The sequence below is a fragment of the Dyella monticola genome (assembly GCF_003363155.1).
GTDB lineage: Bacteria > Pseudomonadota > Gammaproteobacteria > Xanthomonadales > Rhodanobacteraceae > Dyella_B > Dyella_B monticola.
Map to the genome: position 1 here is coordinate 41941 of NZ_QRBE01000014.1, position 22929 is coordinate 64869.

Annotated in this window: 18 protein-coding genes and 1 pseudogene; 8 read left to right on the plus strand and 11 right to left on the minus strand. The window is 57.8% G+C overall.

Going from position 1 to position 22929, the window contains the following annotated elements:
* Positions 1-45 precede the first annotated feature (45 nt).
* From cysN to DWU98_RS18370, 3 genes are all read right to left on the minus strand, one after another.
* Complete coding sequence (gene cysN / locus DWU98_RS18360) at positions 46-1902, minus strand: sulfate adenylyltransferase subunit CysN (protein ID WP_115497028.1); 1857 nt, start codon at positions 1900-1902, stop codon at positions 46-48.
* Entirely contained in the window at positions 1902-2807 is a 906-nt protein-coding gene (cysD, locus tag DWU98_RS18365) for a sulfate adenylyltransferase subunit CysD (protein ID WP_196239536.1), read from the minus strand. Before cysD ends, cysN begins: the two co-directional genes overlap by 1 nt.
* Positions 2808-2995: 188 nt before the next feature.
* On the minus strand, positions 2996-4246 hold the full coding sequence (locus DWU98_RS18370) for a sulfotransferase family protein (RefSeq protein WP_115497030.1): 1251 nt from the start codon (positions 4244-4246) through the stop codon (positions 2996-2998).
* Positions 4247-4438: 192 nt separating this feature from the next.
* On the opposite strand from DWU98_RS18370, the pseudogene DWU98_RS18375 reads away from it, so the two are divergent.
* The 3 genes and pseudogenes from DWU98_RS18375 (at position 4439) to DWU98_RS18385 (ending at position 8061) form a co-directional block, all read left to right on the plus strand.
* Positions 4439-5524: pseudogene (locus DWU98_RS18375) on the plus strand (IS3 family transposase).
* 90 nt (positions 5525-5614) lie between these two features.
* Positions 5615-7222 (plus strand): hypothetical protein, encoded by a 1608-nt coding sequence (locus DWU98_RS18380; protein WP_147293365.1) that lies wholly within the window; start codon positions 5615-5617, stop codon positions 7220-7222.
* 206 nt (positions 7223-7428) lie between these two features.
* Positions 7429-8061, plus strand: a complete 633-nt coding sequence (locus tag DWU98_RS18385) for a class I SAM-dependent methyltransferase (RefSeq protein WP_115497032.1) — start codon at positions 7429-7431, stop codon at positions 8059-8061.
* A gap of 80 nt (positions 8062-8141) precedes the next feature.
* On the opposite strand, the gene DWU98_RS18390 is transcribed toward DWU98_RS18385, so the two are convergent.
* The 8 genes from DWU98_RS18390 to DWU98_RS18425 all read right to left on the minus strand — a co-directional run bounded on the left by DWU98_RS18390 (position 8142) and on the right by DWU98_RS18425 (position 18256).
* Positions 8142-8849 (minus strand): class I SAM-dependent methyltransferase, encoded by a 708-nt coding sequence (locus DWU98_RS18390; protein WP_158545111.1) that lies wholly within the window; start codon positions 8847-8849, stop codon positions 8142-8144.
* Positions 8850-8878: 29 nt separating this feature from the next.
* Positions 8879-9304 carry a GtrA family protein gene (locus DWU98_RS18395; protein ID WP_230474932.1) on the minus strand — a complete coding sequence of 142 codons (426 nt, stop codon included), beginning with the start codon at positions 9302-9304 and terminating at the stop codon, positions 8879-8881.
* A 7-nt stretch (positions 9305-9311) separates the two neighbouring features.
* Positions 9312-10307 carry a glycosyltransferase family 2 protein gene (locus DWU98_RS18400; protein WP_158545113.1) on the minus strand — a complete coding sequence of 332 codons (996 nt, stop codon included), beginning with the start codon at positions 10305-10307 and terminating at the stop codon, positions 9312-9314.
* Position 10308: 1 nt separating this feature from the next.
* Positions 10309-11061 (minus strand): NAD-dependent epimerase/dehydratase family protein, encoded by a 753-nt coding sequence (locus tag DWU98_RS18405; RefSeq protein WP_115497036.1) that lies wholly within the window; start codon positions 11059-11061, stop codon positions 10309-10311.
* Positions 11062-11333: 272 nt separating this feature from the next.
* The gene (locus DWU98_RS18410; protein ID WP_115497037.1) at positions 11334-14744 is read right to left on the minus strand and encodes a glycosyltransferase; all 3411 of its coding nucleotides are present in this window, start codon (positions 14742-14744) and stop codon (positions 11334-11336) included.
* A gap of 2 nt (positions 14745-14746) precedes the next feature.
* Positions 14747-16168: an ABC transporter ATP-binding protein gene (locus DWU98_RS18415; protein WP_115497038.1), complete on the minus strand. Its 1422-nt coding sequence runs from the start codon at positions 16166-16168 to the stop codon at positions 14747-14749.
* Entirely contained in the window at positions 16158-16982 is an 825-nt protein-coding gene (locus tag DWU98_RS18420; protein WP_196239537.1) for an ABC transporter permease, read from the minus strand. Before DWU98_RS18420 ends, DWU98_RS18415 begins: the two co-directional genes overlap by 11 nt.
* Before the next feature lie 89 nt (positions 16983-17071).
* Positions 17072-18256, minus strand: coding sequence for a trans-sulfuration enzyme family protein (locus DWU98_RS18425; protein WP_115497039.1), 1185 nt, complete (start codon positions 18254-18256; stop codon positions 17072-17074).
* A 325-nt stretch (positions 18257-18581) separates the two neighbouring features.
* Here DWU98_RS18425 and DWU98_RS18430 point away from each other — a divergent pair, with 325 nt between their 5' ends.
* The 5 genes from DWU98_RS18430 (at position 18582) to rfbD (ending at position 22927) form a co-directional block, all read left to right on the plus strand.
* Positions 18582-19403 carry a sulfotransferase family 2 domain-containing protein gene (locus DWU98_RS18430; RefSeq protein ID WP_115497040.1) on the plus strand — a complete coding sequence of 274 codons (822 nt, stop codon included), beginning with the start codon at positions 18582-18584 and terminating at the stop codon, positions 19401-19403.
* 101 nt (positions 19404-19504) lie between these two features.
* On the plus strand, positions 19505-20554 hold the full coding sequence (gene rfbB, locus DWU98_RS18435; protein ID WP_115497041.1) for a dTDP-glucose 4,6-dehydratase: 1050 nt from the start codon (positions 19505-19507) through the stop codon (positions 20552-20554).
* Positions 20551-21438: a glucose-1-phosphate thymidylyltransferase RfbA gene (rfbA, locus tag DWU98_RS18440; RefSeq protein WP_115497042.1), complete on the plus strand. Its 888-nt coding sequence runs from the start codon at positions 20551-20553 to the stop codon at positions 21436-21438. Before rfbB ends, rfbA begins: the two co-directional genes overlap by 4 nt.
* Positions 21435-21992: a dTDP-4-dehydrorhamnose 3,5-epimerase gene (gene rfbC / locus DWU98_RS18445; protein WP_115497043.1), complete on the plus strand. Its 558-nt coding sequence runs from the start codon at positions 21435-21437 to the stop codon at positions 21990-21992. The genes rfbA and rfbC overlap by 4 nt, the downstream gene beginning before the upstream one ends.
* Positions 21989-22927 (plus strand): dTDP-4-dehydrorhamnose reductase, encoded by a 939-nt coding sequence (gene rfbD, locus DWU98_RS18450; protein WP_115497044.1) that lies wholly within the window; start codon positions 21989-21991, stop codon positions 22925-22927. Before rfbC ends, rfbD begins: the two co-directional genes overlap by 4 nt.
* The last annotated feature ends 2 nt before the right edge of the window (positions 22928-22929 follow it).

Here is a 22929-nt window from a genome sequence, read left to right on the forward strand (position 1 = left end):
ATGATAGGCGTGCGGCCACGCCACGCCTACTGTCGATACAATCGGTTATTGCCTTGAGCCCGGCAATATCTGCGCGACGAGTTTCTCTACCATCGCATCAGGGGACATCGCCTGGGTCTGCAGATGGACCTCCGGCGAATCCGGACGCTCATAGGGAGAATCAATGCCTGTGAAATTGCCGATCTCGCCGGCTCGCGCCTTGCGATACAGCCCCTTGGGATCGCGCCGCTCGCACTCCTCCAGCGGGGTATCCACGAATACTTCGACGAATTCGCCTTCCGCAAAAAGACTGCGCGCAAATTCCCGCTCACTGCGATATGGAGAGATGACGCACACCAGCACGACCAGCCCAGCATCCACCATCAGGTGCGCCACCTCGGCGACTCGACGCACGTTCTCCACGCGCGCTTCCGGCGTAAAGCCAAGATCACGGTTCAGGCCATGGCGCAAGTTGTCACCATCTAGCAAATACGTGTGACAGCCCAGCGAGCCCAGGCGCCGTTCAAGCAGGTTAGCCACGGTGGATTTGCCGGCACCGGAAAGGCCCGTGAACCACAGACAGTGCGGTTGCTGCCCCTTGCTTTGCGCACGCATGCGCTTATCGACGTCCAGGTGTTGCCAATGCACGTTGGTGGCGCGTCGCAGGGCGAAGTCCAGCATGCCGCAAGCAACCGTGGCATGGCTCAACCGATCAATCAGGATGAAGCCACCCAGCGTAGGGTTGGTCGCATACACTTCGAACGCAATGGACTGATCCAGGTCGAGGTTGCAATAACCGACCTCGTTAAGCTCCAGCCGAAGCGCCGCCAGCTTGGCCTGTGTGTTCACATCCACCTTGTGCTTGATGTGAGTGATGCGAGCGTTAACCGTCCGAGTACCGATCTTCATCCAGTAACCGCGGTTGGGCAGCAACGGCTCATCACCCATCCAGATCATGTGCGCGGCGAACTGGTCGGCCTCCGGCGCAGGTCGCACTGCGTCGGCAAGCAGATCGCCACGGCTGGCGTCGATCTCCCTGTCGAGCGTCAAGGTGACGGCTTGACCGAAGCTCGCCAGCTGGAGATCACCGTCCGCCGTAACGATACGTGCGACGCAGGCCCGCTGGTTGCCAGGCTGCACCATGATTTCATCGCCGACACGAACGCTTCCTCCGCAGACAGTTCCTGCATAGCCACGGAACGATGGATCGGGGCGATTGACCCATTGCACAGGCATGCGGAAATCGACCCCTAGGCTCAGCGGTACGTCAATCGTTTCCAGCAACTCAAGCAGGGCTGCGCCGTTGTACCAGGGCATGTTTTCCGAGCGCATACCCACGTTGTCGCCGCGCAATGCTGCCACCGGCAACGCATGCACTTCCATCGTGCCCAGTTGCTCTGCCAGCGATTCATAAGCCGAGCAGATGGAGGTGTAGATGTCCTGCCGATAATCGACCAGGTCCATCTTGTTCACGGCCAGGATGATTTTGCGTATACCCAGCAGCGTGCAGATATAGGTATGCCTGCGGGTTTGCGCGAGGAGGCCTTTGCGTGCATCGACCAGCACCACCGCCAGATCGGCGTGCGAGGCACCCGTCGCCATGTTGCGTGTGTATTGCTCGTGGCCCGGACAGTCGGCAACGACAAAGCTGCGGCGACTGCTATGGAAATAACGGTACGCAACGTCGATGGTGATGCCTTGCTGGCGCTCGGCATCCAGGCCGTCCGTCAGCAGCGAGAAATCCAGCGCCTCGCCTTCCGGATGCGCCACGCGGCTATCGCGTTGCAAAGCCTCGATCTGATCATCGGACAACATGCCGGCGTCATACAGGAGGCGGCCTAGCAAGGTACTCTTGCCGTCGTCCACGCTCCCGCAGGTGATGAAGCGCAGCAACGTGTGCGTCGACGATTCGTTACGTGTCATCAGAAATAACCTTCCTGCTTTTTCCGTTCCATCGAGGCAGAGACGTCCTGGTCGATGACTCTCCCCTGACGCTCGGACGACTTGGAACGGGTCATCTCCTCGATGACCTCGTCAATGTTGCTCGCGGTGGATTCCACCGCCCCCGTCAACGGGTAGCATCCCAGCGTCCTGAAGCGAACCATGCGCTGCTCGATACGCTCACCGTCGCGCAAGACAAACCGGTCGTCATCCACCATGATCAGTGCGCCATCGCGCGCCACCACCGGTCGCGATTTGGCAAAGTACAGCGACACCAACGGAATGTGTTCCCGCTTGATATATTGCCAGACGTCCATTTCCGTCCAATTGGACAGAGGGAACACCCGCATGCTTTCCCCCTTGTGCACGTGCGTGTTGTAAAGGCTCCACAATTCCGGGCGTTGGCGCTTGGGATCCCAACGATGCTGGGTATTACGGAAAGAAAACACGCGCTCCTTCGCACGAGACTTCTCCTCGTCACGACGCGCGCCACCGATGGCAGCGTCGAAACCATATTTGTCCAGTGCCTGCTTGAGTGCAACGGTCTTCATCACATCCGTGTGCACTGCGGCGCCGTGCACGAACGGTGAAATACCGCGACGCACACCGTCCTCATTGATGTAAACCATCAATGGCGGATCCGCGGCTGCCGCAATCTGATCGCGGAAAGCGATCATTTCCCGAAATTTCCAGGTAGTGTCGACATGCAGCAGCGGGATGGGTGAACGCGCCGGATGGAAGGCCTTGCGCAACAGGTGCAACAGAACCGACGAATCCTTGCCAATGGAATACAACATGACCGGGCGCTGGAAGCACGCCGCAACCTCTCGCAGTACGTTAATACTTTCGGCTTCGAGCGAATCCAGGTGAGAGAACAAAGTATTCATCGGTCCGTTCGCTATCGAGGAAACGACATTTTGCCATGCGACCCAGGCCTACAGTGACCTTCACCACTAAATCACGCCGCACACGGCCCGTCTTGGCGAGGACGCATGCCGAAATGCTACGTAAGTACCCCAACTTGGCGTTGCAGGTTTACACCGCCGAGCAACAAGCTGAGGCCCACAACGCGCAGCTACACGCCCGCACCGCTCTTGCGGGAAACGCGGTGGGCGTCGTAAGGATAGCCATCACCCACGTTCGGTGTGGTGGATCTAAGCTTCAGTCTTTTGCCAACTCTGGCCAGCAGCTGCATCAGGCCAGCCCGACGGATCACCGCATAGATGCCCAGCCCAACGAGCGATAGAGCCAGCCAGAGGCGCGACCACCCTGGTCGATGCGCTTCTTCCAGCAACGTGGCACCCGCAGCGAACACTACGTTGGCCACGACCATGATCCCGCACAGGCTCAACCGCTTGCCCAGCGCGGTCACCTTCCGCTGGGCTGAGGCATACTCAGTATCCAGCTCCGCCGCAAACGCAACTTGTTTATTGAAACCCGCTTCGAACTCGACGCGGGCCGATGGCGTCGGCCGGTAGTATTCGCATGGCACTTGTAGTTGGTCGCTCAAGCGCAGGGCGCGTTCCACCACGCGCGCATCGGTGCTGGCATCACGGGCCTGGAAACCAGCCGGAACGTCCGAACTATTGATGCGCTGAGCAAGCGGCTCCACGCACGCCGAAGCATAAGGTTCATCCAGGAATGCAAGCAGGTTGCGCAGCGCTTGCTCTGGCTGATGCACGAGATCGTCATAGCGAAGACGATGAATGATTTCGGACCCTAATGCGTGCTCGGCACGAACACATGCCTCGACGGTATTCGACCAATATTCGTACGCCTGCTGCTCTGTCTCGAACAGGCCCGACACGCCACGCTGCTTGAAATGCAGCATCGAATTCACCACCAAACGAACGTCGCGCACGATGTGCACGAACTTCGCATTGGGAAACAGCTTCCGGAGTCCACAAATATGGAACGAATACTCGGGTGTCCCGTCCACCCAGCGCGATTTCGGATCCGCACTCGAACGTGAAATACTGAATGGCGATTCCACAGCGGCCAGATTGGGTGCCGCAGAGCGCTTGCAATTGCGTTCGAGCTGGCCACGATGTTGATGGATGATCGCATCAATGGTTTTGCCGAACGCCTCAAAATAGGCGTCGCGATCCACGCCCAGGGCGCTTAGCTGGGAGCGTGGCCCGAACTGGCTACCCGCCCGATATCCGACGCCCAGGTCGATCGCAAGCCGTCCCATCCACCCGGACTCCTCCAGCGGAAGAATGTTCGGATGTTGCCCCAGGCACCATGTCAGGATGCTTGTGCCCGAACGCGGCGAACCCACTACGAAAACCGGGCCCTTCGCATGCGTCGCTTCTGATTTAGTCATTCCTCCACCGCCCTCGCAAGGAACCCTTCAGTTCGGCCGCCTGTTCCAACTCCCCGTAATTTTTAGCGCTCCGATTTAGTCAGCCTGTCGTAAGATTACACTTTTTTAAAGGATTCGCCAGACGGTAATCCGCCCGCCAATTAGCTGACGCCAGAAGTGGAATTTTCTCGTAATCTGACTCGAGGAGGTTCCATGAAGAAGTCTCGTTTTAGCGACAGCCAGATCATCGCGGTGCTCAAGCAGGCGGAAGACGGCGCGCCGGTCCCGGAGTTGTGCCGGGAACATGGCATCAACTCGGCGACGTTCTACAAGTGGCGAAGCAAGTTTGGTGGTATGGACGCCTCGCTGATGTCCCAGCTCAAGGAGCTGCAGAACGAGAATCGGCGGTTGAAGAAGATGTACGCCGACGCCCAGCTCAGCGCGGATCTGTTGAAGGAGGCGATGGAAAAAAATGGTGAGGCCATCTCAACGCAGGGAGATGGCCCGATGGGCCGTAGAGGGTGGGCGCACGAACATCCGGCATGTCTGCCAGACGTTTGCATTGAGCGAGACCGGATACCGTTACCAGGCTAAGGCGTGCGAGGAGAACGCACGGATCGCCGATTGGTTGATCCGATTGACCAGCGCCTATCGCGACTGGGGCTTCGGTCTGTGCTTTCTGCATCTTCGCAACGTCAAAGGATTTGGCTGGAACCACAAGCGCGTCTACCGCATCTACCGGGAGCTGGAGTTGAACCTGAGGATCAAGCCCAGGAAGCGGATGGTGCGCGACCGACCGGAGCCGCTGGCCGTGCCGAGCGCGATCAACCAAGTGTGGTCGATGGATTTCATGCACGACCAACTTAGCGACGAGCGCAGCTTTCGACTATTCAATGTGCTGGACGATTTCAATCGCGAAGGGCTACGGATCGAGATCGATCTGTCATTGCCTTCAGCCCGAGTGATCCGTGCATTGGAGCAGATCATCCAATGGCGCGGCAAGCCCTGCGCCATTCGCTGTGACAACGTCCCGAATACATCAGTGGAGCGCTGCTGGCGTGGGCGGAACAGCAGGGTATTCGGATAGACCACATTCAACCGGGAAAACCACAACAGAACGCCTGTGTCGAACGCTACAACCGGACCGTGCGCTATGCATGGCTCGCACGAACTTTGTTTGATTCGATCGAACAGGCGCAAGACATGGCGACCCGTTGGCTATGGACATACAACCATGAGCGCCTGAACATGGCGCTTGGCGGGATCACACCCATGCAGAAACTGGCAATGATCGCTTAACTCCACTTTTGGAGCCCGCTAAAAGCGGGGGGATTACCCATCGCTGACAAACCGCACGCCAGCCGAGGCAATCTGGCCCTCGAACTACCGATGACTCTACTAGGGCGCTACAAATACGAGGATAAGGTCAGTAACATCAACTGTAAACAAGACAACCAAGTTATTCTTCTGAATCCCCTCGGCGTAAGTAAAGGACGTTATAAGCGTATGATTCCTTATCGAGACGAAAATTATCGTCCGCATCGCCTCGTACCCTTGCTTCCATGGGTGGTCGTGGCATTGCTCGCCATCAACGCCATGTACTTTGTGCTGCGGGTCTCCAACCCGGTAATCATTGCTGACGGTTGGTACTATCTAGGATCCTTTTTAAAACACGCAATCGACCATACGCTTAATCTCTCCGATTTTTTCATCAAGAGAAATGTCGACGATCACGCCGCACCGCTTTTCCGACTGTTATTGTTAGTCAACTACCGCTATTTCGATGTCGATTATGTCCTAGATGCTGTCGTCGGCTGCCTTTCTGCCGTCGGATGCTGCCTAATCTTCCGGATTATTATTTTTTCTGGGTCAATACCCCGCAAGAGGCTTGTCTTATCTGTGTGCTGGATGGCGGTTAGCGCATTAATGCTTTCATTGAATAGCATTGGTGTATGGGACTGGCCCCTAGTATCGCTCGAAAACTTAACGCAGCTGTTCATCTTGTCGTTCATCCTGGCTACGTGGCACGCATATCGGACGCGACAGCAGTATTTGCTAGTGGTGGCAACGCTCGTTCTTGGCGTCACCAGCGATGACAGCGCCCTGGTCGCCGCAATGGCATCTTTGATCGCCTATGTACTTATGCTTAGAACGAATATCGCGGGGAAAAACTACGCAGACTGGAAGGTAATTGTCGTCATTGGTGTCTGTATCGCGGCAGTGCGTGTTGGCTATGCCTGTATTCCAATGGGATACACCAGCCAGAGCCAGCATTCATTAACTAATGTTGTCCCCCTGCTGCTTGAGCAGTTCAAGGACGGCGGCTGGTGGCAATGGATATTCTTTCCTCTAGTGCTGCCGGTGTATTACCAAAACCCGTTTGGCCAAGCGCATGTTGCCATGTGGCACGTCACCCAGGCGATTATGGCAGCTCTTTTGCTTGCCGCGCATATTGCATTCTGGCGAAGAGCGCTGCGTATAAAGTATGACATCAGAGCATTTGCGGCAGTGAACCTGATGCTTTTAACTTACGGATGGATAGCCGGAATTTTGCTCTGGCGTGTAAGCTCGGACGGTAATGACTATCTGGAGCAGCCTCGCTACGTACTCTACTATTCCGGTCACTTGATTGCATTGCTTTTGATGTGGGCCAGTTCATCAACGACTCTCGAAAGACCGGCGCCTTTTGAGCGCGCACTGAAACTGTGGGTACCGGTGGCAGGGAGCTTGATCCTTCTCCTCATTCAAATCCCACAATCACAGGATGCTTGGCACACTCGTCCATATAAGTGGGCGTATTACTCAGCAATGGCTCACCAGATTCAGGCGTTAGCCAAAGATCCGGCGCATTTTAAAGATTGCGCAACAATTGAACCGGTCTGCGGCGCCCCTCCCACCACACGTGCGGCCCTCACCGGGCTTCTAAAAGAAAACAAACTCAATGTTTTCTCACCCAAAGTACAGAAATGGCATCCCTATCTCGTCCCTCAAGGGTGAGGAAGATTAATTCCGTGCAGTGTTGACAATACACCATCCTATTCTGTTTTCTAGCCTGGCATTGCCGGTGGCTCATATATGGCAATCCAGTCGGATGTCGTGTTTGGAGCTGGAAATAGCTTAGACTTGCTGACGGAGTGGTGCCTGTCCAACGCATCGTAAGTCGGGACGAGAACAGCCTGACATGCACAGAACCGAGGGTATTTATGCAAGATGATCGTGGGCTCAAGCGAATCTTTACTCTCTCCTGGGCCTACAATCTTTTCCAGGAACTGGTCGGGGCCACCAACTCAAGGAAATGGGTTGCGGAACATTTTTGGCGCGCACAACCGGGGCAAAAAGTCATAGACCTTGGATGCGGCCCTGCCACGGCTGTTCACTTCTTGCCACCCGGCGTGAAATACGTCGGCTTCGATGTAAGCGATAAATACATCGCCAGCGCAAAAGCGAAATACGCATCCGACCCTGACAAGACCTTTCTAGTGGGGGTCGCAGAGGATTTCGTCGATCACCTTCCGCCGCAGATGCAAGATGCCGACCTCGTCATCATCAACGGGCTTTTGCACCACTTGAACGACGACGAAGCGCTGACCGCGCTGAAGCTTGCGCACAAGTCATTGGCCACGGGCGGACGGCTGGTATGCCTGGAAGCAAGCTTCCTGATCAGCCAATCGTTTCTGGCCAAATGGATACTCAAGCAGGACCGCGGCCAAAATGTCCGTAGCGAACCCGAATGGAAGGCCCTGGTTTCCAAGACCTTCGAACGGTTCGACACCTACATCCTGACTGGACTGCTGCGCATCCCGTATACGCTGATCGTCATCGAAGCAAAGCCCTAGGCAAACGACGAAGCCGGTCGCTCAGCAGCACCAGCCGTCCTCGACCCCACAAGGCGGCGCGCCTCGCGTTGAAGGTGACGTCACACCGCAAGCCCGCGGACAACGTATTGTGCTCCGAAGGGTATCCAGCCCATGACCGGTTCAAGCAGGCGTAGATAGGCCAGCGGTTTGGGGAAGAACACTATGTATTGGCTGCGAATGCTTTCGAAGTCGCCCGCGCGCGCGAGATTCAACAGCTCCGAGCGCGGCAGCAGGATCGCGTCCTTGTCGAAGGGACAATCCCGCACCGTCTTGACCGTCAGCGGATTCAGGACGTTGTGTTCGAAGATGAAAACCTGACCGCCTGGCTTGAGGACGCGCCGAAGTTCTGCGATCCAATGGTTACGTTCGCTCGGCGGGATATGGTGGAACACGCATGCGGCGACCGCTATGTCGAAGCTATGGTCGACATAGGGAATGCGCGCGTTTTCGATGGTGCGAAAAGTTGCTTCGGATGCGTGCGTGTCGAGCGCGAGCTTGATGCTCTCTCCCGAAAGATCCGTCCCATAGAGCTCGGCAGCGGGAAAGGCCTCGCGCAGATGCGCAATGGTGTTTCCCACGCCACAGCCGAAATCCAGGATGGACAACGCCTTGGACTTGGCATCGCTTCCGATCTGCGCCGCCATGAATTTTGCCTTGTATGCCGCGAAGAAAGCCGGATCTTCTCCGCTCATCTGCACACTGGCCTTGTGCATTTCGGTGTAATCGTTCGCGTACTGATCGAATTCCGGTTTGTCTGACTTATTCATGGATGTTTTCCCTGGCATCAATTCGTGCTTCAGCTTGCACGCATGATGATGCGCGATGCCAAAAACGTGGCGGGTATCGTGAGCATGGCCACCAATAGCGGCGCCAACTTGGTGGGAACGTGCAAACCGGCGATTAGTATCTTCAGCAACGCCAGGCCAAGCAGGAACTGCATGAGATAGACGAGCGGGTAGCTAAGGGCGGAGCGTAGTCGTAACGGCTGCCGAAACACGTACAGCGCGTTGAAAACGTAAGACACAGCAATACCGATGACGTAAGCCGCGGCGTACGACACTTCGTAGCCGAACCAGTGCAGCAAGATCAGGTAACTGCCGTAGCCAACGACCACATTCACCAGAGCTCCCAGCAGATAGCGGAAAACCTCTCCGCCCAACGTCGAGATCAACCTTGCGTGGCGGATGCTTACTATGATCGCTTTGAGAGATACACGGGACATCGGCTGGTCAGTTTTCGGTCGCGCCGTCCTTGGAAACGAGTGGCCGCTTCGGACCCGCATGCCTGGATGTCTGACTATCCACCACGTACATAGGCCTGCGAAACGTCGCCCCCATCAGCCGACCGATGTATTCCCCGACTACGCCAAGGATCAACAATTGTATGCCGCAGGCGAAGAGCACCACCGACATCAGCGACGCATAGCCCGGATTGGTAATACTGCCAGTGAGCCTTCCGTAGATCACGTAGAGAATGTAGAGAAAGCTCAGGGCGGCCAGCGATGCGCCGCTGAACGTTGCGATGCGCAGCGGTAGATGCGAGAAGGTGACGAAGATATTTGCCGCGTGCGACATCAGCTTGGAAAAGGTGTACGCGCTCTCCCCATGATGGCGCTGTTCGTGCGGCACGATCACGCTGCGCGTGGACGACGTCAGCCATGACAACATGCCATCGATGTACGGGCGGTTGAGGCCGAACTTTGTCAGCTGCTTCGCCAGCGGCGCATGGATCACGCGGAACGAACAGTAGTCTTCGTTGATGTCCGGAAACGCGCGTTTGAGCAAGCGGCGCATCAGCTCCGAACTGAGGTTGCGATAAGCAGCATGCGTGCGTTTCTTGGAAACACCGTACACCAGAGGATGGTCCTCATCGCCGCTAGCCAGCAAGGCCGGCACCGATTCGGGCGGATGTTCCAGATCGTCGTCCATTGTGACGATCCATTCGCCCCGGGCGTGCGCGATACCGCAGATTGTGGCCGCATGCTGCCCGAAATTCCTGCCCAGGCGAAGGCCTTGCACATTAGGATGCTGCGCCGCGACCTGGCATATCCTTCCCCAGGACTCCGGGCGACCGCGGTCATCCACCAGGATCACTTCGTAGTCGAGCCCGGTCGGCGCCATGGCAACCGCCAGCCGCGCGCACAGTTCCCCCAGCCCGGCGCTGCCACCGTAGACAGGTACCACGACCGATACGGCAGGGATCGCGTCGGTGTTCGGCGGATTCATGTCATTTCGACTCATAGTAGTGTTGAACACGTGAATGATGTTCCGGCATCTCCTGCCCAAAGCGGTAATCCGAACCGTAATACTTACGGATCACGCTTTCGATGTAGCCCTTGCCGAGATCGATACCTAGCTCGGCGCAGATTTCCTTGGCCAGCAGGGTATCGATGTGCATCGGCTCACCCTTTTCCACGACGGAAAAGTTGGCCCGCTTGCCTAGTACCGACTCGAATATTTTGACGATCTCCGGCATCAGCATTGAGTTCATCGCCGCAATGGACATCATCGTCACCGTGTTATTCGATTCGACGGCCATCTTGGAGCCAATCCTGACGATATCGTCAATGTCCACCAAGTTGCGTTCTGCGCGTGACCAGACGGTGAAATGCTGGCCCGACGCAATGCGATCCTTGAGGAAATTGGTCAGTGTATGTGGATTATCCGTCTTGCCGACCACCTGCGGCAGGCGCAGCACGAGCCCACCTGGAGCGGAGCGCACCAGCGTCTCCATCGCCTGTTTGTGCTGCATATAAGGGGTCAATTCGGGCTCCGAAGCGGTCACTCCACAGCTACCGAAATAAACGAACCGCCGGGCACCCTTATCCAGTAGGTCACGCAGGAGCGACTGCTCGCGCTCGAACTCGCTGGGGCGTGTCTCCAGGGAGTTGGAAACGCCCGAGGCAAAGATGACAACATGCGGGTCCTTGCCAAAGTACGGCTCGAACGCTCGGGCCAGCAGTCCTTTACCAACTATCACTTGCGATAACCCCTCTTAGCATGACGCACCATTATGACCTGTCTGATCGAGCCCCTTCTCGACGCCGCCTAAGGAGGACCCTATCCGGCCCATCTGCGTTGAGCGCTGATAGTGGAGCTTATGGCCCGTATCCATCCGTGCACACCGATTAGCCAGCGAACGGTGGCGCCTTGGTCGCCCGGTGTGCAACAACTTGCGAAAGAGTACTCTAAAGCCAGACCCCAAGTCGCCCCAGCCCCACATGAACCGAGAGCGAAAACGAAAGTTCGTGATCAGGGAGTATGCAAAGCGACCTCAGGCGCATCCATCCGCAAGGCCCGCCGCAGGGCCTTGAGCATGATCTCCCTGGTGAAGAATCGGCGAATGAAACCGCCTTCGCTCTGCGAAATCGTGAGCCATTGGCTGTCATTGCTCAGCAGGTCAATGACATGGGCGGCGAAATGCTCGGCTTCGTCTGTTACCGGGAGGCACTGTTCAAGACCGGAAAGCCCCTGTGCGCCAACGGAGGTCGTCACCAGCGGAATGCCTTGCTGCATGGCCTCCAGCACCTTGAGCTTGACTCCCGCTCCGAAACGCAAGGGCGCAATCGCCACTCGGGATTGGCGATACAGGGACGCCAGGGTCTCATCCTGCACATAGCCCAATACCTTCACGCGCGGCCCGGCGAGTGCTTTGATTTCGTCAGTGGGATTGGAACCGACGAGGCGCACGATGACCTCCGGGAACCGCTGTCGTATGAGTGGCATGACCTCTTTCATCCACCACACAGCACCATCGACATTCGGTGGATGGCCGAAGCCTGCGACAAAGAGAATACCCTCGCGTTCAGAGAGATTCGCAGCGGCATTCTCCACGACGTTTCCGTAGCAGCACAAAGGCACTGCCAACGCGTCGACCTCCGGCGCCAACCGGCGGACATCAGCTGCCTCTTCTTCTGATGGATAAAGCACTGTGTCGCTAAGCGCCCACACACGCCGCTCGGTCTGCTCGAAGGTGTCCGCCTTTTTCAGACATTCAGCGTCGCCTTTTACTTCAGCTTCGCGCCGCAGGCGCTGGAAATGCAGATCATGGCCGAAGTAGCTGATGTGCGCATGCGTACGCTGCCGCAACGCCTCAATGTACTTGATGGCGACATGCGGGCGGCTAAGCAGCACATATTTGATGTCTTCGCCACGCTCGACCAGGAACCGGTCGAATGCTCCAAGCCAGCGCGTTCCATAGATGGTCTCCACACCCATCGCCTGCAATCGCTGAGCGTACGCGGCGTCGTACCAAAGATTGTCGGGCCAGAAGACCACCTTCAGTCCCATGTCGATGAACTGACGGATGAACTCAACCATGACTCGAGAACCCGCATCACGATCCGGCTGCGGCATGTAATGATCGATCACGAGAATGGTGCCGGCCCGTCCGCCACGCTCACGCGCTCGCAGTACGTCCTGACCATTTGAAAAATGCTCGCTCGCGAGGGTGTCGGCCCACCGTTTCAAGAAACGCTCGCGATTGCGCGCTTGATGGGCCTTGATGCCGGAACTTTCGTCCGTGCCATGCGACACCCCTTCATGATGGATCACCACCGAGAACGGTGTGTAGAACACGCGCTTACCCACCTCCCGTACCTTGAATGCGAGGTCGGTGTCTTCGTAATAAGCCGGCGCATAGCACTCATCGAAACCACCCACCTGTTTGAACAGTTCCAGTGGAAGCAGCAACGAGGCGCCTGAGCAGTAATCCACTTCGCGAACGTAGTTGTATTCGGGTTCGTCCGGCTTTTTCAGCCTGCCGTAATTCCAGCCCGACGCGTCCTGCCAGATGATGCCACCGGCTTCCTGCAAGCGGCCATCCGGATAGACCAGCTTGGAGCCCACCATGCCGCAGGCGGGAAAACGCTCAAACACGTCCAGCATCGCGTCCAGCCAGCGCGCGGTGACCTCGGTATCGTTATTGAGAAGGTACAGGTACTTGCCACGAATAAGCGTCGCGGCCCGATTGCAGGAACGCACGAAACCTAAGTTTTCCTGATTTTCCTCGTAGCGCAGTCCCGGTACGCTCATTAGTGCTTTCATTGCAGTGTCGCCGGACGCGTCTTCCAGCACCACCACTTCATACGGCACGGATGGCTGATTGAGCATGATCGAATACAGACAAGCCACCGTGTAGTCGAGCTTGCCGTATGTCGGGATAACAATGCTCACCAGTGGTTCTGCGCTTTCCGCAAACCGTAATTTCTTAAGCTTGGCTTGCGTGCTGAGTTGAGGGTCGCTTCGTTGCGGCCCGATATTCCGAGACCCGCGCATATAGGCCTTCAACGCCTGCTTGACCGATGCGACGTCCCCCTTCGCCAGCCGAGCAAGACCCCGCAGTGGCCGGGTTACCTTCCAGGAACGGGAACGCAGGACGGTCTGCAACTGCTGGCGGGACTCCTCCAACTCTGTCCGCAGCGCTTGCACGCGGAGAACCATTTGATTGCTCTTCTTGGCGTAGCGCTTGGCCAGTTTCTTCTGCTGCTGGTACTTCGCCTTGAAGTCGGCCGCGTGCTTGAGTTCTACGTCATAACTTTTCATCAAGTCGTGCAGCGCGATCTCGAAGTGATCCAGCGCATCGACGTGCTCTTCCACTTCGTGCGGCCGGTCCGCGGGTCCGGCACTCTTGGTAGCCTCGCCGACACGTTGACTGCGCAGCGCGAGGATCTCGTCGACACCTGCACCAAGCCGTCCGCTGAAGAAGTCGAGCTTTTCCTTCTGTGCCTCGATCTCTTCTTCGCTCTGGGCCAGCTTCTCCCTCAGCACTTGCAATTGCTTGTCGCGCCGCTCGACCTCTACATTCAGGCCCTTTGCCCATGTGGCGACGCGTTCATGCTCTTCCACCAATTGGGAGTGAACCGAACGCAGCCGATTGTGCTCGTCGTCGAGGTTATGCGCCCACGTAGCGACCTTGCGATGGTGGTTGTAGAGGTCTTCCGCTTCGGAGAAAAACACCGACGAGTGAGGCTGCGGAAGCTCGACGCCGTCGCCTGTCGCAATGGCCACGTAATAGACCGGATCCTGCAGTTCGGGTGAACGCGCAACGACATCCGACCCCGTATCGGTGAAGGCCTCCATCGCCAACTCCGGTTCATCCGGCTGGATCGCCACGATGGCCGAACCCACCGCGAGCCGCTGGCCGTAATAACGTACCTTGGAAAACCGGCTTTTCAACAGCGCATCGAATTCGCCGAAGTCCAGCTCCTTGACGTGGAATTCGTTGTGATAGCCAGCCTTTTCCGAATAGACGATCCGATTAGGCGACGACATGATGAGCAGACCGTCAGGACGAAGCACACGACGCACTTCATTCATCATCTCCACGTGCTTGTCGTGATGCTCGATAGTCTCAAAGGAGACCACCACGTCCACGCTGTTGTCGGGCAATGGTATCGATGCCGCGTCACCTTGCTGGAATAGCAGACCGGCTATATTTCCATAAGTACTGCGCGCGTGATCGACCGCTTCCTGGGAAATATCCACTCCGGTCACCGCGGCGGCTTGCTGCGCAAGAATGGCGCTGCCGTAGCCTTCCCCGCATGCAATGTCGAGTACCTGCTTGCCCTTCACCAAGGCCCTGCACCAGACATAGCGATGAAAATGTTCGTGCCTGATTTCGCCGGACAGCGACGGCAGGAAGCGTTCGCCGGTAAATTCCATGATTACGCTCCTGCCCGCTGTATTTCGATCGAATGCATTGGCACACCTACCAGCCCATGGCGCATGGTGCTGTCGCTGGCCTTGAACGTGAGCGCATCGTGAATCCAATGTTGTTGAGTATGGTCGTCCTGCGACCCTGTCGCCAGCGCCACGTCAACCGAGTAATCGCCCGCAGGGAGTATCGGCATCCGGAACTTGAACATTGCACGGAGACATTCGCCCGCAACAGCACTCATGGGTTGCTCGCGATACGTCAGATAGGTGTTGTCACCGAATAAGCGTTGCCCTAATCGATCCTTTATGTAGAAACCGAAAATGGGCGCTTCCAGCAATTGGGACGACGACGCCTCGATCGCCAGCGTCACCACTTCTCCGCCAGTAAGCAGCCGGCTGGCTTCACCGCGAAAATCGAGCAGCCGGACATCCGTGATCTTGGCTGCACCCGCGCCGAATTCGCTGCCGGTTGCGTCCGGATCGAACTCGAATACCTCGACCCGGTTGCGTGTTCCACCGTCTTGAAGTATCGGCATTCGTGCATCCACCACGTCGACGGGTACGTCCAACGTCGGCCGCTTGAATGAGGTTCGTGTGGAGATTCCCTTGCTCCCCGAAGCCTGAGCACCAGAACGCACGGCCACGCTCTCGCCCGTGATTGAACGATCTGCCGCATGCTGCTCGGCGAGATATTGCTCCACCACGTTCCGGGTCGGTCCGTCCACGATCATGCGACCTTGATCGAGCCAGATCGCGCGATCGCACAAGTTGGTTACGGCCGTCGTATCGTGGCTGACGAACAGTAGCGTCCCGCGCTTCTGGAAATCGCGCATGAAGCGCATGCATTTTTGCGTGAAGCGTACGTCGCCTACGCTGAGCGCTTCGTCGATCACCAGTGTGTCGGCGTCCACATGTGCCGCAATCGCGAACGCCAGACGTACGTACATACCGCTGGAATAAGTCTTTACCGGCTGCCGAATGAAGTCGCCGATGTCGGCAAACGCGAGAATGGAGTTGAAGCGCTTGCGCAGCTCGGCCTCGGGAATGCCATATAGCAATCCGCTGAGATAGACGTTTTCTTCGCCGGTGAACTCCGGATTGAACCCTGCCCCAAGCTCTAGCAACGCGGCAATGCGGCCGTGATTCTTGATGCTGCCTTCGCTTGGATGGAGCGTGCCGCAGATCATCTGCAGCAGGGTCGACTTACCCGATCCGTTGCGCCCGATGATGCCGACCGTCTCACCGCGCTTGACGTTAAAACTTACATTGCGCAGCGCCCAGAATTCTTCGTAGTAGGCCAAACCATGCTTTCCGAGCAACCCACCAACGCGCGGGAAAATCATCTGTTTGAGGCGGTCGGCCGGCTTTGCATAGATGTAATACTTCTTGCCGAGCGAATCGACGGAAATGGTCAAGTCTTCAGAGGACATCGGCAAAACCCTTGCGCGTGCGCTCGAACCAGCAGAAAGAGCCCCATGCGAACAGGCACGCGGCGACCGCATAGGCGCCCAACAGCCCCCAGTTCGGTGCGCGTCCCCACACCAGTACGTCGCGCGAGGCGTTGACGATCGCCGTCAGCGGGTTGAGGTAAAGCAGCTTCTGATAAGGCTCAGGAATAAGCGACTGGGGATAGAAGATCGGCGCCAGGAACATCATCATCATGGTGATGATGCCCATGGCCTGCTTAAGATCGCGCAGAAATACCCCGAGTGAACTGAGCAGCCAGATCAACCCGACCACGAAGGGAATGAAGGCCGCAACAACGATTGGGAAATACACCATCGTCCACGGGACACTGCCTCGTACCACCAGAGAAAATATCAGCAGCACGATGGTGGAGACGAGCAGATGGAACAGCGCCGAGCCCAGCGTGCTCCACGACAACGTCTCCAGCGGAAAAACCACCTTTTTCACGAAATTGGTATTTTCCACGATCAACGTCGGCGCGCGATTAGCACATTCGGCGAACATGTTATTGATGTTCAGCCCCGCAAACAGAATCACGGCGAACTCGACATGGCCAGAAACCTGATCGTTCCAGCGGGATTTGAAGATCAGCCCGAACACGAACGTATAGACACCCAGCATCAGGAGAGGATTGAAGAACGACCACAGCAGGCCGATGAAGGATCCGCGGTAACGCCCGACTACGTCTCTGCGCGCCAGCTGCAGCACGAGGGCGAAATGCCGGGCCAGCACCTTATATGGAGATGATGGATCGCGAAGGCGATAAGTTGAAATCATGCGTTGCTCATTGTGAAGTCGCGGCCCGAAGGGCTTCGATGCGCGTTGCCTGATTAGGCAGAACCTGTACCACGAAGATCCGTGGCAATTCAGGCGAGCGCCGCAGCCAATTCATTGGTGAGATCGGCCACGTCCTCCACACCTACCGAAAGCCGGATGAGGCTGTCACTGATGCCCAATCGCTTACGGTTTGCGGGTGGCACCGATGCGTGCGTCATAATGGCTGGATGCTCGATCAGGCTCTCCACGCCCCCGAGCGACTCGGCCAGCGCGAAGAGCTCGCAACGCTCCAGGGTGCGGCGCGCTTTTTTCAAGCCGCCTTTGACTTCGATGCTGATGATGCCGCCGAAACCGTTCATCTGACGGCGCGCGAGCGCATGCTGGGGATGACTCTTCAAGCCGGGATAGATGACTCGCTCGATGGCCGGATGAGCCTCCAGCCACTTAGCCAGCCGCATCGCGCCTTCGCAATGCGCTTTCATTCTTAGATGCAGGGTCTTCAGGCCGCGCATGGCGAGGAACGCGTCAAACGGCCCAGCTACTGCTCCCACGGAGTTCTGCAGGAAGCCCATGCGTTCGGCCAATTCAGATGAACCGGCCACGACGATGCCGCCGACCATGTCGGAATGTCCATTGAGGTACTTGGTGGCCGAATGCAGCACCAGATCGGCACCATGCTCTAGGGGGCGCTGAAGTATCGGCGAGCAGAAGGTGTTGTCGACCACCAAGATTAGCCCGTGCTTCTTCGCAAAGGCCGCAATCTTGTCCAGGTCGACCAGCTTGAGCATCGGGTTGGTGGGCGTTTCGGCCCAGATCATCCGGGTATTGGGCTTGAGCGCAGCTTTGAGTGCGTGGCTGTCGTTGAGATCGATGAAGCTGAAATCCAGCCCCGCGGATCGACGCCGTACGCGCTCGAACAGGCGATAGCTGCCGCCGTACAGATCATCCATCGCAATGACGTGGCTGCCTGCGTCCAAGAGGTCGAGCACGGTAGCCGCAGCGGCCAGCCCGGAGGCGAAGGCAAAGGCCGCCACGCCTCCCTCAAGCTCGGCCACGCAACGCTCGTACGCCATGCGCGTGGGGTTCTGCGTGCGGGAATATTCGTAGCCCTTGTGCACGCCCGGGCTTTCCTGCACGTAAGTGGAAGTCGCATAGATCGGTGTCATGATCGCGCCGGTGGCAGGATCGGGATGCTGTCCGGCATGAATCGCCAAGGTTCCCAGCCCCAGCCCCAGCCTCGGCTTCCTTGCGACGCCCCTGGTCGATTTGCTCATATCCACGCTACCCCATCTTGCTCGATGTCAAAACGCCAATCTTACCCGCGGGCGGGTTCTGAACAGGAATCTGGCAGAACAAAACATTCATAAACCTGTGATAAGCGGTTGATCGGATCGCTTCGCGAGGGGTGACGCCTCACTGTTCTTCACCCACCCTTGTTCAAATTCCTTTGCAAAGCAAGCCCTTGGGTCGCGCCACGTCCTTCAATATGAACGGAGCGAGAAACCTATCGCAAAGCTGAGGAAATATGTAACAAAACGTCAGTAGCGCGTAAGTTTGATGTAATCTCTCCGTCATGCTTCCGCCAGCAGCCCTCGCCCCATGAGCGATCGCCCTGTACTGATCCATTACCACATCTTCAAAAACGCCGGCAGCAGTGTAGATGCCAGTCTGCAGCAGTCTTTTGGGAACCGCTGGGGAACCTTTGAGGGAACCCACGCGCATGCCATCCAGTCAAGCAGGCAACTAGGGCAGTTCATCGCCGCCCATCCACATCTAGACGCTATCTCAAGTCATCTGGCCCGACCGCCTATTCCCTACACAGGGTGCTTGCCCGTCGTATTCATCAGGCACCCGTTGCTACGCGCCTATTCCGTTTACAACTTCACACGCTCCGATTCTTCCCAACCTTACTCGGATGTCGCCCAATATCTGGGCTTTTCCGATTACGTTGCCTGGGCCTTGAGAAAGGAAGCGGGAAGTATCGTTATTCGCGATTACCAGGTCGTGCATCTTTCCGACGCGTCCTGGCGTGCTGACCATATTTTGGAAGCCAAGGCGCAGCCCTCGGATCTGGAGCAGGCATGCAAGTTGTTGACCGAATGGGGAGCGGCAGGTGTCGTAGAGCAGTTTGAGCTGTCCACGCAGGTATTCCAGGGCATGTATAAGCGCCAACTGCCGGACCTGGTGTTCCTGCCACGCCGGGAAAACGTGACCTCCAAAGAATGGCTCCTCCCCGATGATCAGTTAGATCGGCTAAGACGCGCCCTCGGGGAGTCGCTTTATTCAGATTTCATGGAGGTCAATCAACTTGACCTCGCGCTGCATGCCCACGCCCGTACCTTGCTGGCCAAGGCCGCGCGGCGTATCGGGCTAATCCCTTCAACAGGGGATGGCAAAGAGCCCCTTCCGATTGGGGCATGAACATGCAAATGCCCGGCTAACGGCAAAATCCTCCCGACAGGTGCCGCACGTCATTGCTCATGTGACAAAATACTGGGCCGCTCCGGGAGTTACGGTTATCTATGAAGACCTTGCTTGTTACCGGCGGCGCCGGTTTTATTGGCGCCAACTTTGTACTGCAAGCCATTGCTGATGGCGGGCGCGTCGTCAATCTGGACAAGCTCACTTATGCCGGCAACCTCGACACGCTCGCTCCGTTGAGCGACAACGACCGGCACATTTTCGTGCAAGGCGATATCGGTGATCGCGATCTGGTCCATCGCCTCCTCGTTGAGCACCGGCCTGATGCAGTCGTCAATTTCGCTGCCGAATCCCACGTCGACCGCTCTATTGATGGGCCCGCGGCCTTTGTCCATACCAATGTGGTGGGTACGCTCGGCTTGCTCGAAGCCTCGCGCGATTACTGGCGTTCTCAGGAGGACATGGCGCGCGAGCAATTTCGCTTTCTTCATGTATCCACCGACGAAGTTTATGGATCGCTTGGTGCCGACGGAAAATTTTCAGAAACGACGCCTTACGCACCGAACTCCCCTTATTCAGCATCGAAGGCCGCATCGGACCACCTGGTACGAGCGTTCCATCATACATACGGCCTTCCGACGCTCACCACTAACTGCTCCAATAACTACGGGCCATTCCAGTTCCCTGAAAAGCTGATTCCGCTGATCATCCAAAAGGCCATGAGCGGGCAGCCCTTGCCGGTCTATGGCGATGGCATGAACATCCGTGACTGGTTGTTTGTCGGAGATCACTGTTCGGCCATTCGCCGCGTGCTGGATGGTGGCCGCGTCGGCGAGACTTACAACGTGGGCGGCAACGCCGAGCGCACCAACATCACTGTGGTAAAGACCATCTGCGCCCTGCTTGATGCCAAGCGTCCGCTGTCCGAGGGCCGCAAGCATGAGTCGCTCATTACCCATGTAAAGGATCGTCCCGGCCACGATCGCCGTTACGCCATCGATTCAAGCAAGCTGCAGGGCGAACTGAGTTGGAAACCCTCACATACCTTCGAGAGCGGCATTGAAGCCACCGTCGATTGGTATCTGGCAAACCAGGCATGGACCCAACGCGTACTCGACGGCAGCTATCGCATGGAGCGCCTGGGCGTATGAGCACACGCAAGGGCATCATCCTGGCCGGTGGCTCCGGCACGCGTCTTTATCCGATCACTCAAGCCGTCAGCAAGCAGCTGTTGCCGGTCTACGACAAGCCGATGATCTTCTACCCGCTGGCCACGCTGATGCTGGCGGGTATCCGCGAGATCCTGGTGATCAATACACCGCACGAACAAGCCTTGTTTCAGCGTCTGCTCGGCGACGGTTCGCAGTGGGGTATCGACATTCGCTATGCGGTGCAGCCATCACCCGATGGCCTGGCGCAGGCCTTTCTGATCGGCCGCGACTTCATTGGCAATGATCCGAGCTGCCTGGTGCTGGGCGACAATATCTTCTATGGCGTGGGCCTGACTGAGCGCCTCCGACGCGCAGATGCGCGGCAGGACGGCGCCACAGTATTCGGCTACTGGGTGCGCGATCCCGAGCGCTACGGCGTAGCCGAATTCGACGGTGACGGCCGCGTCATCGGCCTGGAAGAAAAGCCCACCAAACCCAAATCCCAGTACGCAGTGACCGGCTTGTACTTTTACGATGCGCGCGTGTGCGATTACGCGGCCGACCTGAAACCATCCACGCGAGGCGAATTGGAAATCACCGATCTCAATCGCCGTTACCTGGAAGACAATTCGCTGCATCTGGAACAACTCGGCCGCGGTTATGCGTGGCTGGATACCGGCACGCACGAGTCGTTGATGGAGGCGGGCAATTACATCGAAACCATCGAGAACCGCCAGGGTTTGAAGGTGTGCTGCCCTGAAGAGGTGGCGTATTCGCACGGCTGGATCGATGCCGAGCAAGTCAAGCGGCTTGCCGCGCCGCTCTCCAAGACCGGCTATGGCCAATATCTCTTGCGCCTGATCGAGCAGGGCTACGTGAAATGAAGGTCGTTACCACTTCACTTCCCGGAGCTTTCATCATCGAACCCCAGGTCTTTGGCGACGCGCGCGGCTATTTCTACGAAAGCTACAACCAGTCGAAGTACGCGGCTGCCGGCATCATATCCACGTTCGTACAAAGCAACGTCTCGCGCTCCGGCAAGGGCGTCCTGCGCGGGCTGCATTACCAGTGGCCCAATCCGCAGGGCAAGCTCGTCAGCGTGCTGGAAGGGGAGGTCTACGACGTAGCCGTGGACATCCGGCGTGGCTCGCCCACGTTCGGGCAATCGGTCGGCGTCATGCTCACCGCCGACAACCATCGTCACTTCTGGATTCCGGAAGGCTTTGCGCACGGCTTCTGCGTGCTGTCCGAGTACGCCACGTTCGCTTACCAATGCACTGCGCTGTACGACGCGAAAGCCGATGCAGGCATTCGCTGGAACGACGCGGCGCTCGGCATCGACTGGCCACTCAGTGCGCCGCAACTGTCCGATAAAGACCTCAAAGCACCGCTGCTGGCCGATGTGCCGGCGGAACGCTTGCCCGTGTTTGTCGCATGAACACCATTTTGCTTCTTGGCGCCAACGGGCAGCTCGGCAGTAGTTTTCTCAAGAACGATGCGCTGTCGACGCTGGGGACGGTGGTTGCGGCCAGCCGCGACGGCACACGTGCGGATGGGAGCGCGGCCGACGTGGCCGACCTGTCCGTGCCGGCAACCCTTTCCGCGTTACTGGACCGGCTGCGCCCGAACATCATCATCAACACGGCAGCGTACACCGCTGTGGATCGCGCCGAGCAGGAAGAATTCATTGCCACCACCGTCAACGGGGAAGCCGTCAGCGTGCTCGCCCACTGGGCGGCGGCGCACCGCGCGCTGCTGGTGCATTACTCCACCGATTACGTATTCGACGGGCTTGCGACCGCACCTTACCCGGTCGATGCCGCCACGGCGCCATTGGGTGCGTACGGACGCAGTAAGCTCGCTGGCGAACAGGCCATACAGGCAAGCGGCGGCGCTCATCTGCTGCTGCGTACCGCGTGGGTCTATGCGCCGCATGGGCACAACTTTCTGCGCACGATGCTGCGGCTGGGCGCCGAGCGCGACGAATTACGCATCGTCGCGGACCAGTATGGCGCACCCACCAGCACCGACCTCATCGTGCACGCCACCGCCGCCGCGCTCACCGCGTGGCAACACGCCGATGCCGCCGAACGCCACGCCATGCAGGGCACGCATCACCTCGTCGCCGGCGGGCACACCAGTTGGCACGGTTTCGCCAGCGCCATTTTCGAACAAGCGCATGCCCGCGGACTGATCGCGCACATGCCCAAGGTGCTGCCGATCACCACCGCTCAATATCCGACCCCGGCCAAGCGTCCTGCCTGGTCCGTACTGGACAACCGCAGCTTCCAGCAGCGCTTCGGCTATGCTCTGGCCGATTGGCAGGTTGGCTTGGGCCAAGTCCTCGACACTCTCGCACAGCAGGCTCGTTGAAC

What these genes read in the sequence shown, in the direction of transcription:
- cysN (WP_115497028.1), bottom strand. Translation starts at nt 1,902, where the DNA reads ATGACACGTAACGAATCGTCGACGCACACGTTGCTGCGCTTCATCACC.
- cysD (WP_196239536.1), bottom strand. Translation starts at nt 2,807, where the DNA reads ATGAATACTTTGTTCTCTCACCTGGATTCGCTCGAAGCCGAAAGTATT.
- DWU98_RS18370 (WP_115497030.1), bottom strand. Translation starts at nt 4,246, where the DNA reads ATGACTAAATCAGAAGCGACGCATGCGAAGGGCCCGGTTTTCGTAGTG.
- DWU98_RS18380 (WP_147293365.1), top strand. Translation starts at nt 5,615, where the DNA reads ATGACTCTACTAGGGCGCTACAAATACGAGGATAAGGTCAGTAACATC.
- DWU98_RS18385 (WP_115497032.1), top strand. Translation starts at nt 7,429, where the DNA reads ATGCAAGATGATCGTGGGCTCAAGCGAATCTTTACTCTCTCCTGGGCC.
- DWU98_RS18390 (WP_158545111.1), bottom strand. Translation starts at nt 8,849, where the DNA reads ATGAATAAGTCAGACAAACCGGAATTCGATCAGTACGCGAACGATTAC.
- DWU98_RS18395 (WP_230474932.1), bottom strand. Translation starts at nt 9,304, where the DNA reads ATGTCCCGTGTATCTCTCAAAGCGATCATAGTAAGCATCCGCCACGCA.
- DWU98_RS18400 (WP_158545113.1), bottom strand. Translation starts at nt 10,307, where the DNA reads ATGAATCCGCCGAACACCGACGCGATCCCTGCCGTATCGGTCGTGGTA.
- DWU98_RS18410 (WP_115497037.1), bottom strand. Translation starts at nt 14,744, where the DNA reads ATGGAATTTACCGGCGAACGCTTCCTGCCGTCGCTGTCCGGCGAAATC.
- DWU98_RS18415 (WP_115497038.1), bottom strand. Translation starts at nt 16,168, where the DNA reads ATGTCCTCTGAAGACTTGACCATTTCCGTCGATTCGCTCGGCAAGAAG.
- DWU98_RS18420 (WP_196239537.1), bottom strand. Translation starts at nt 16,982, where the DNA reads ATGATTTCAACTTATCGCCTTCGCGATCCATCATCTCCATATAAGGTG.
- DWU98_RS18425 (WP_115497039.1), bottom strand. Translation starts at nt 18,256, where the DNA reads ATGAGCAAATCGACCAGGGGCGTCGCAAGGAAGCCGAGGCTGGGGCTG.
- DWU98_RS18430 (WP_115497040.1), top strand. Translation starts at nt 18,582, where the DNA reads ATGAGCGATCGCCCTGTACTGATCCATTACCACATCTTCAAAAACGCC.
- rfbB (WP_115497041.1), top strand. Translation starts at nt 19,505, where the DNA reads ATGAAGACCTTGCTTGTTACCGGCGGCGCCGGTTTTATTGGCGCCAAC.
- rfbA (WP_115497042.1), top strand. Translation starts at nt 20,551, where the DNA reads ATGAGCACACGCAAGGGCATCATCCTGGCCGGTGGCTCCGGCACGCGT.
- rfbC (WP_115497043.1), top strand. Translation starts at nt 21,435, where the DNA reads ATGAAGGTCGTTACCACTTCACTTCCCGGAGCTTTCATCATCGAACCC.
- rfbD (WP_115497044.1), top strand. Translation starts at nt 21,989, where the DNA reads ATGAACACCATTTTGCTTCTTGGCGCCAACGGGCAGCTCGGCAGTAGT.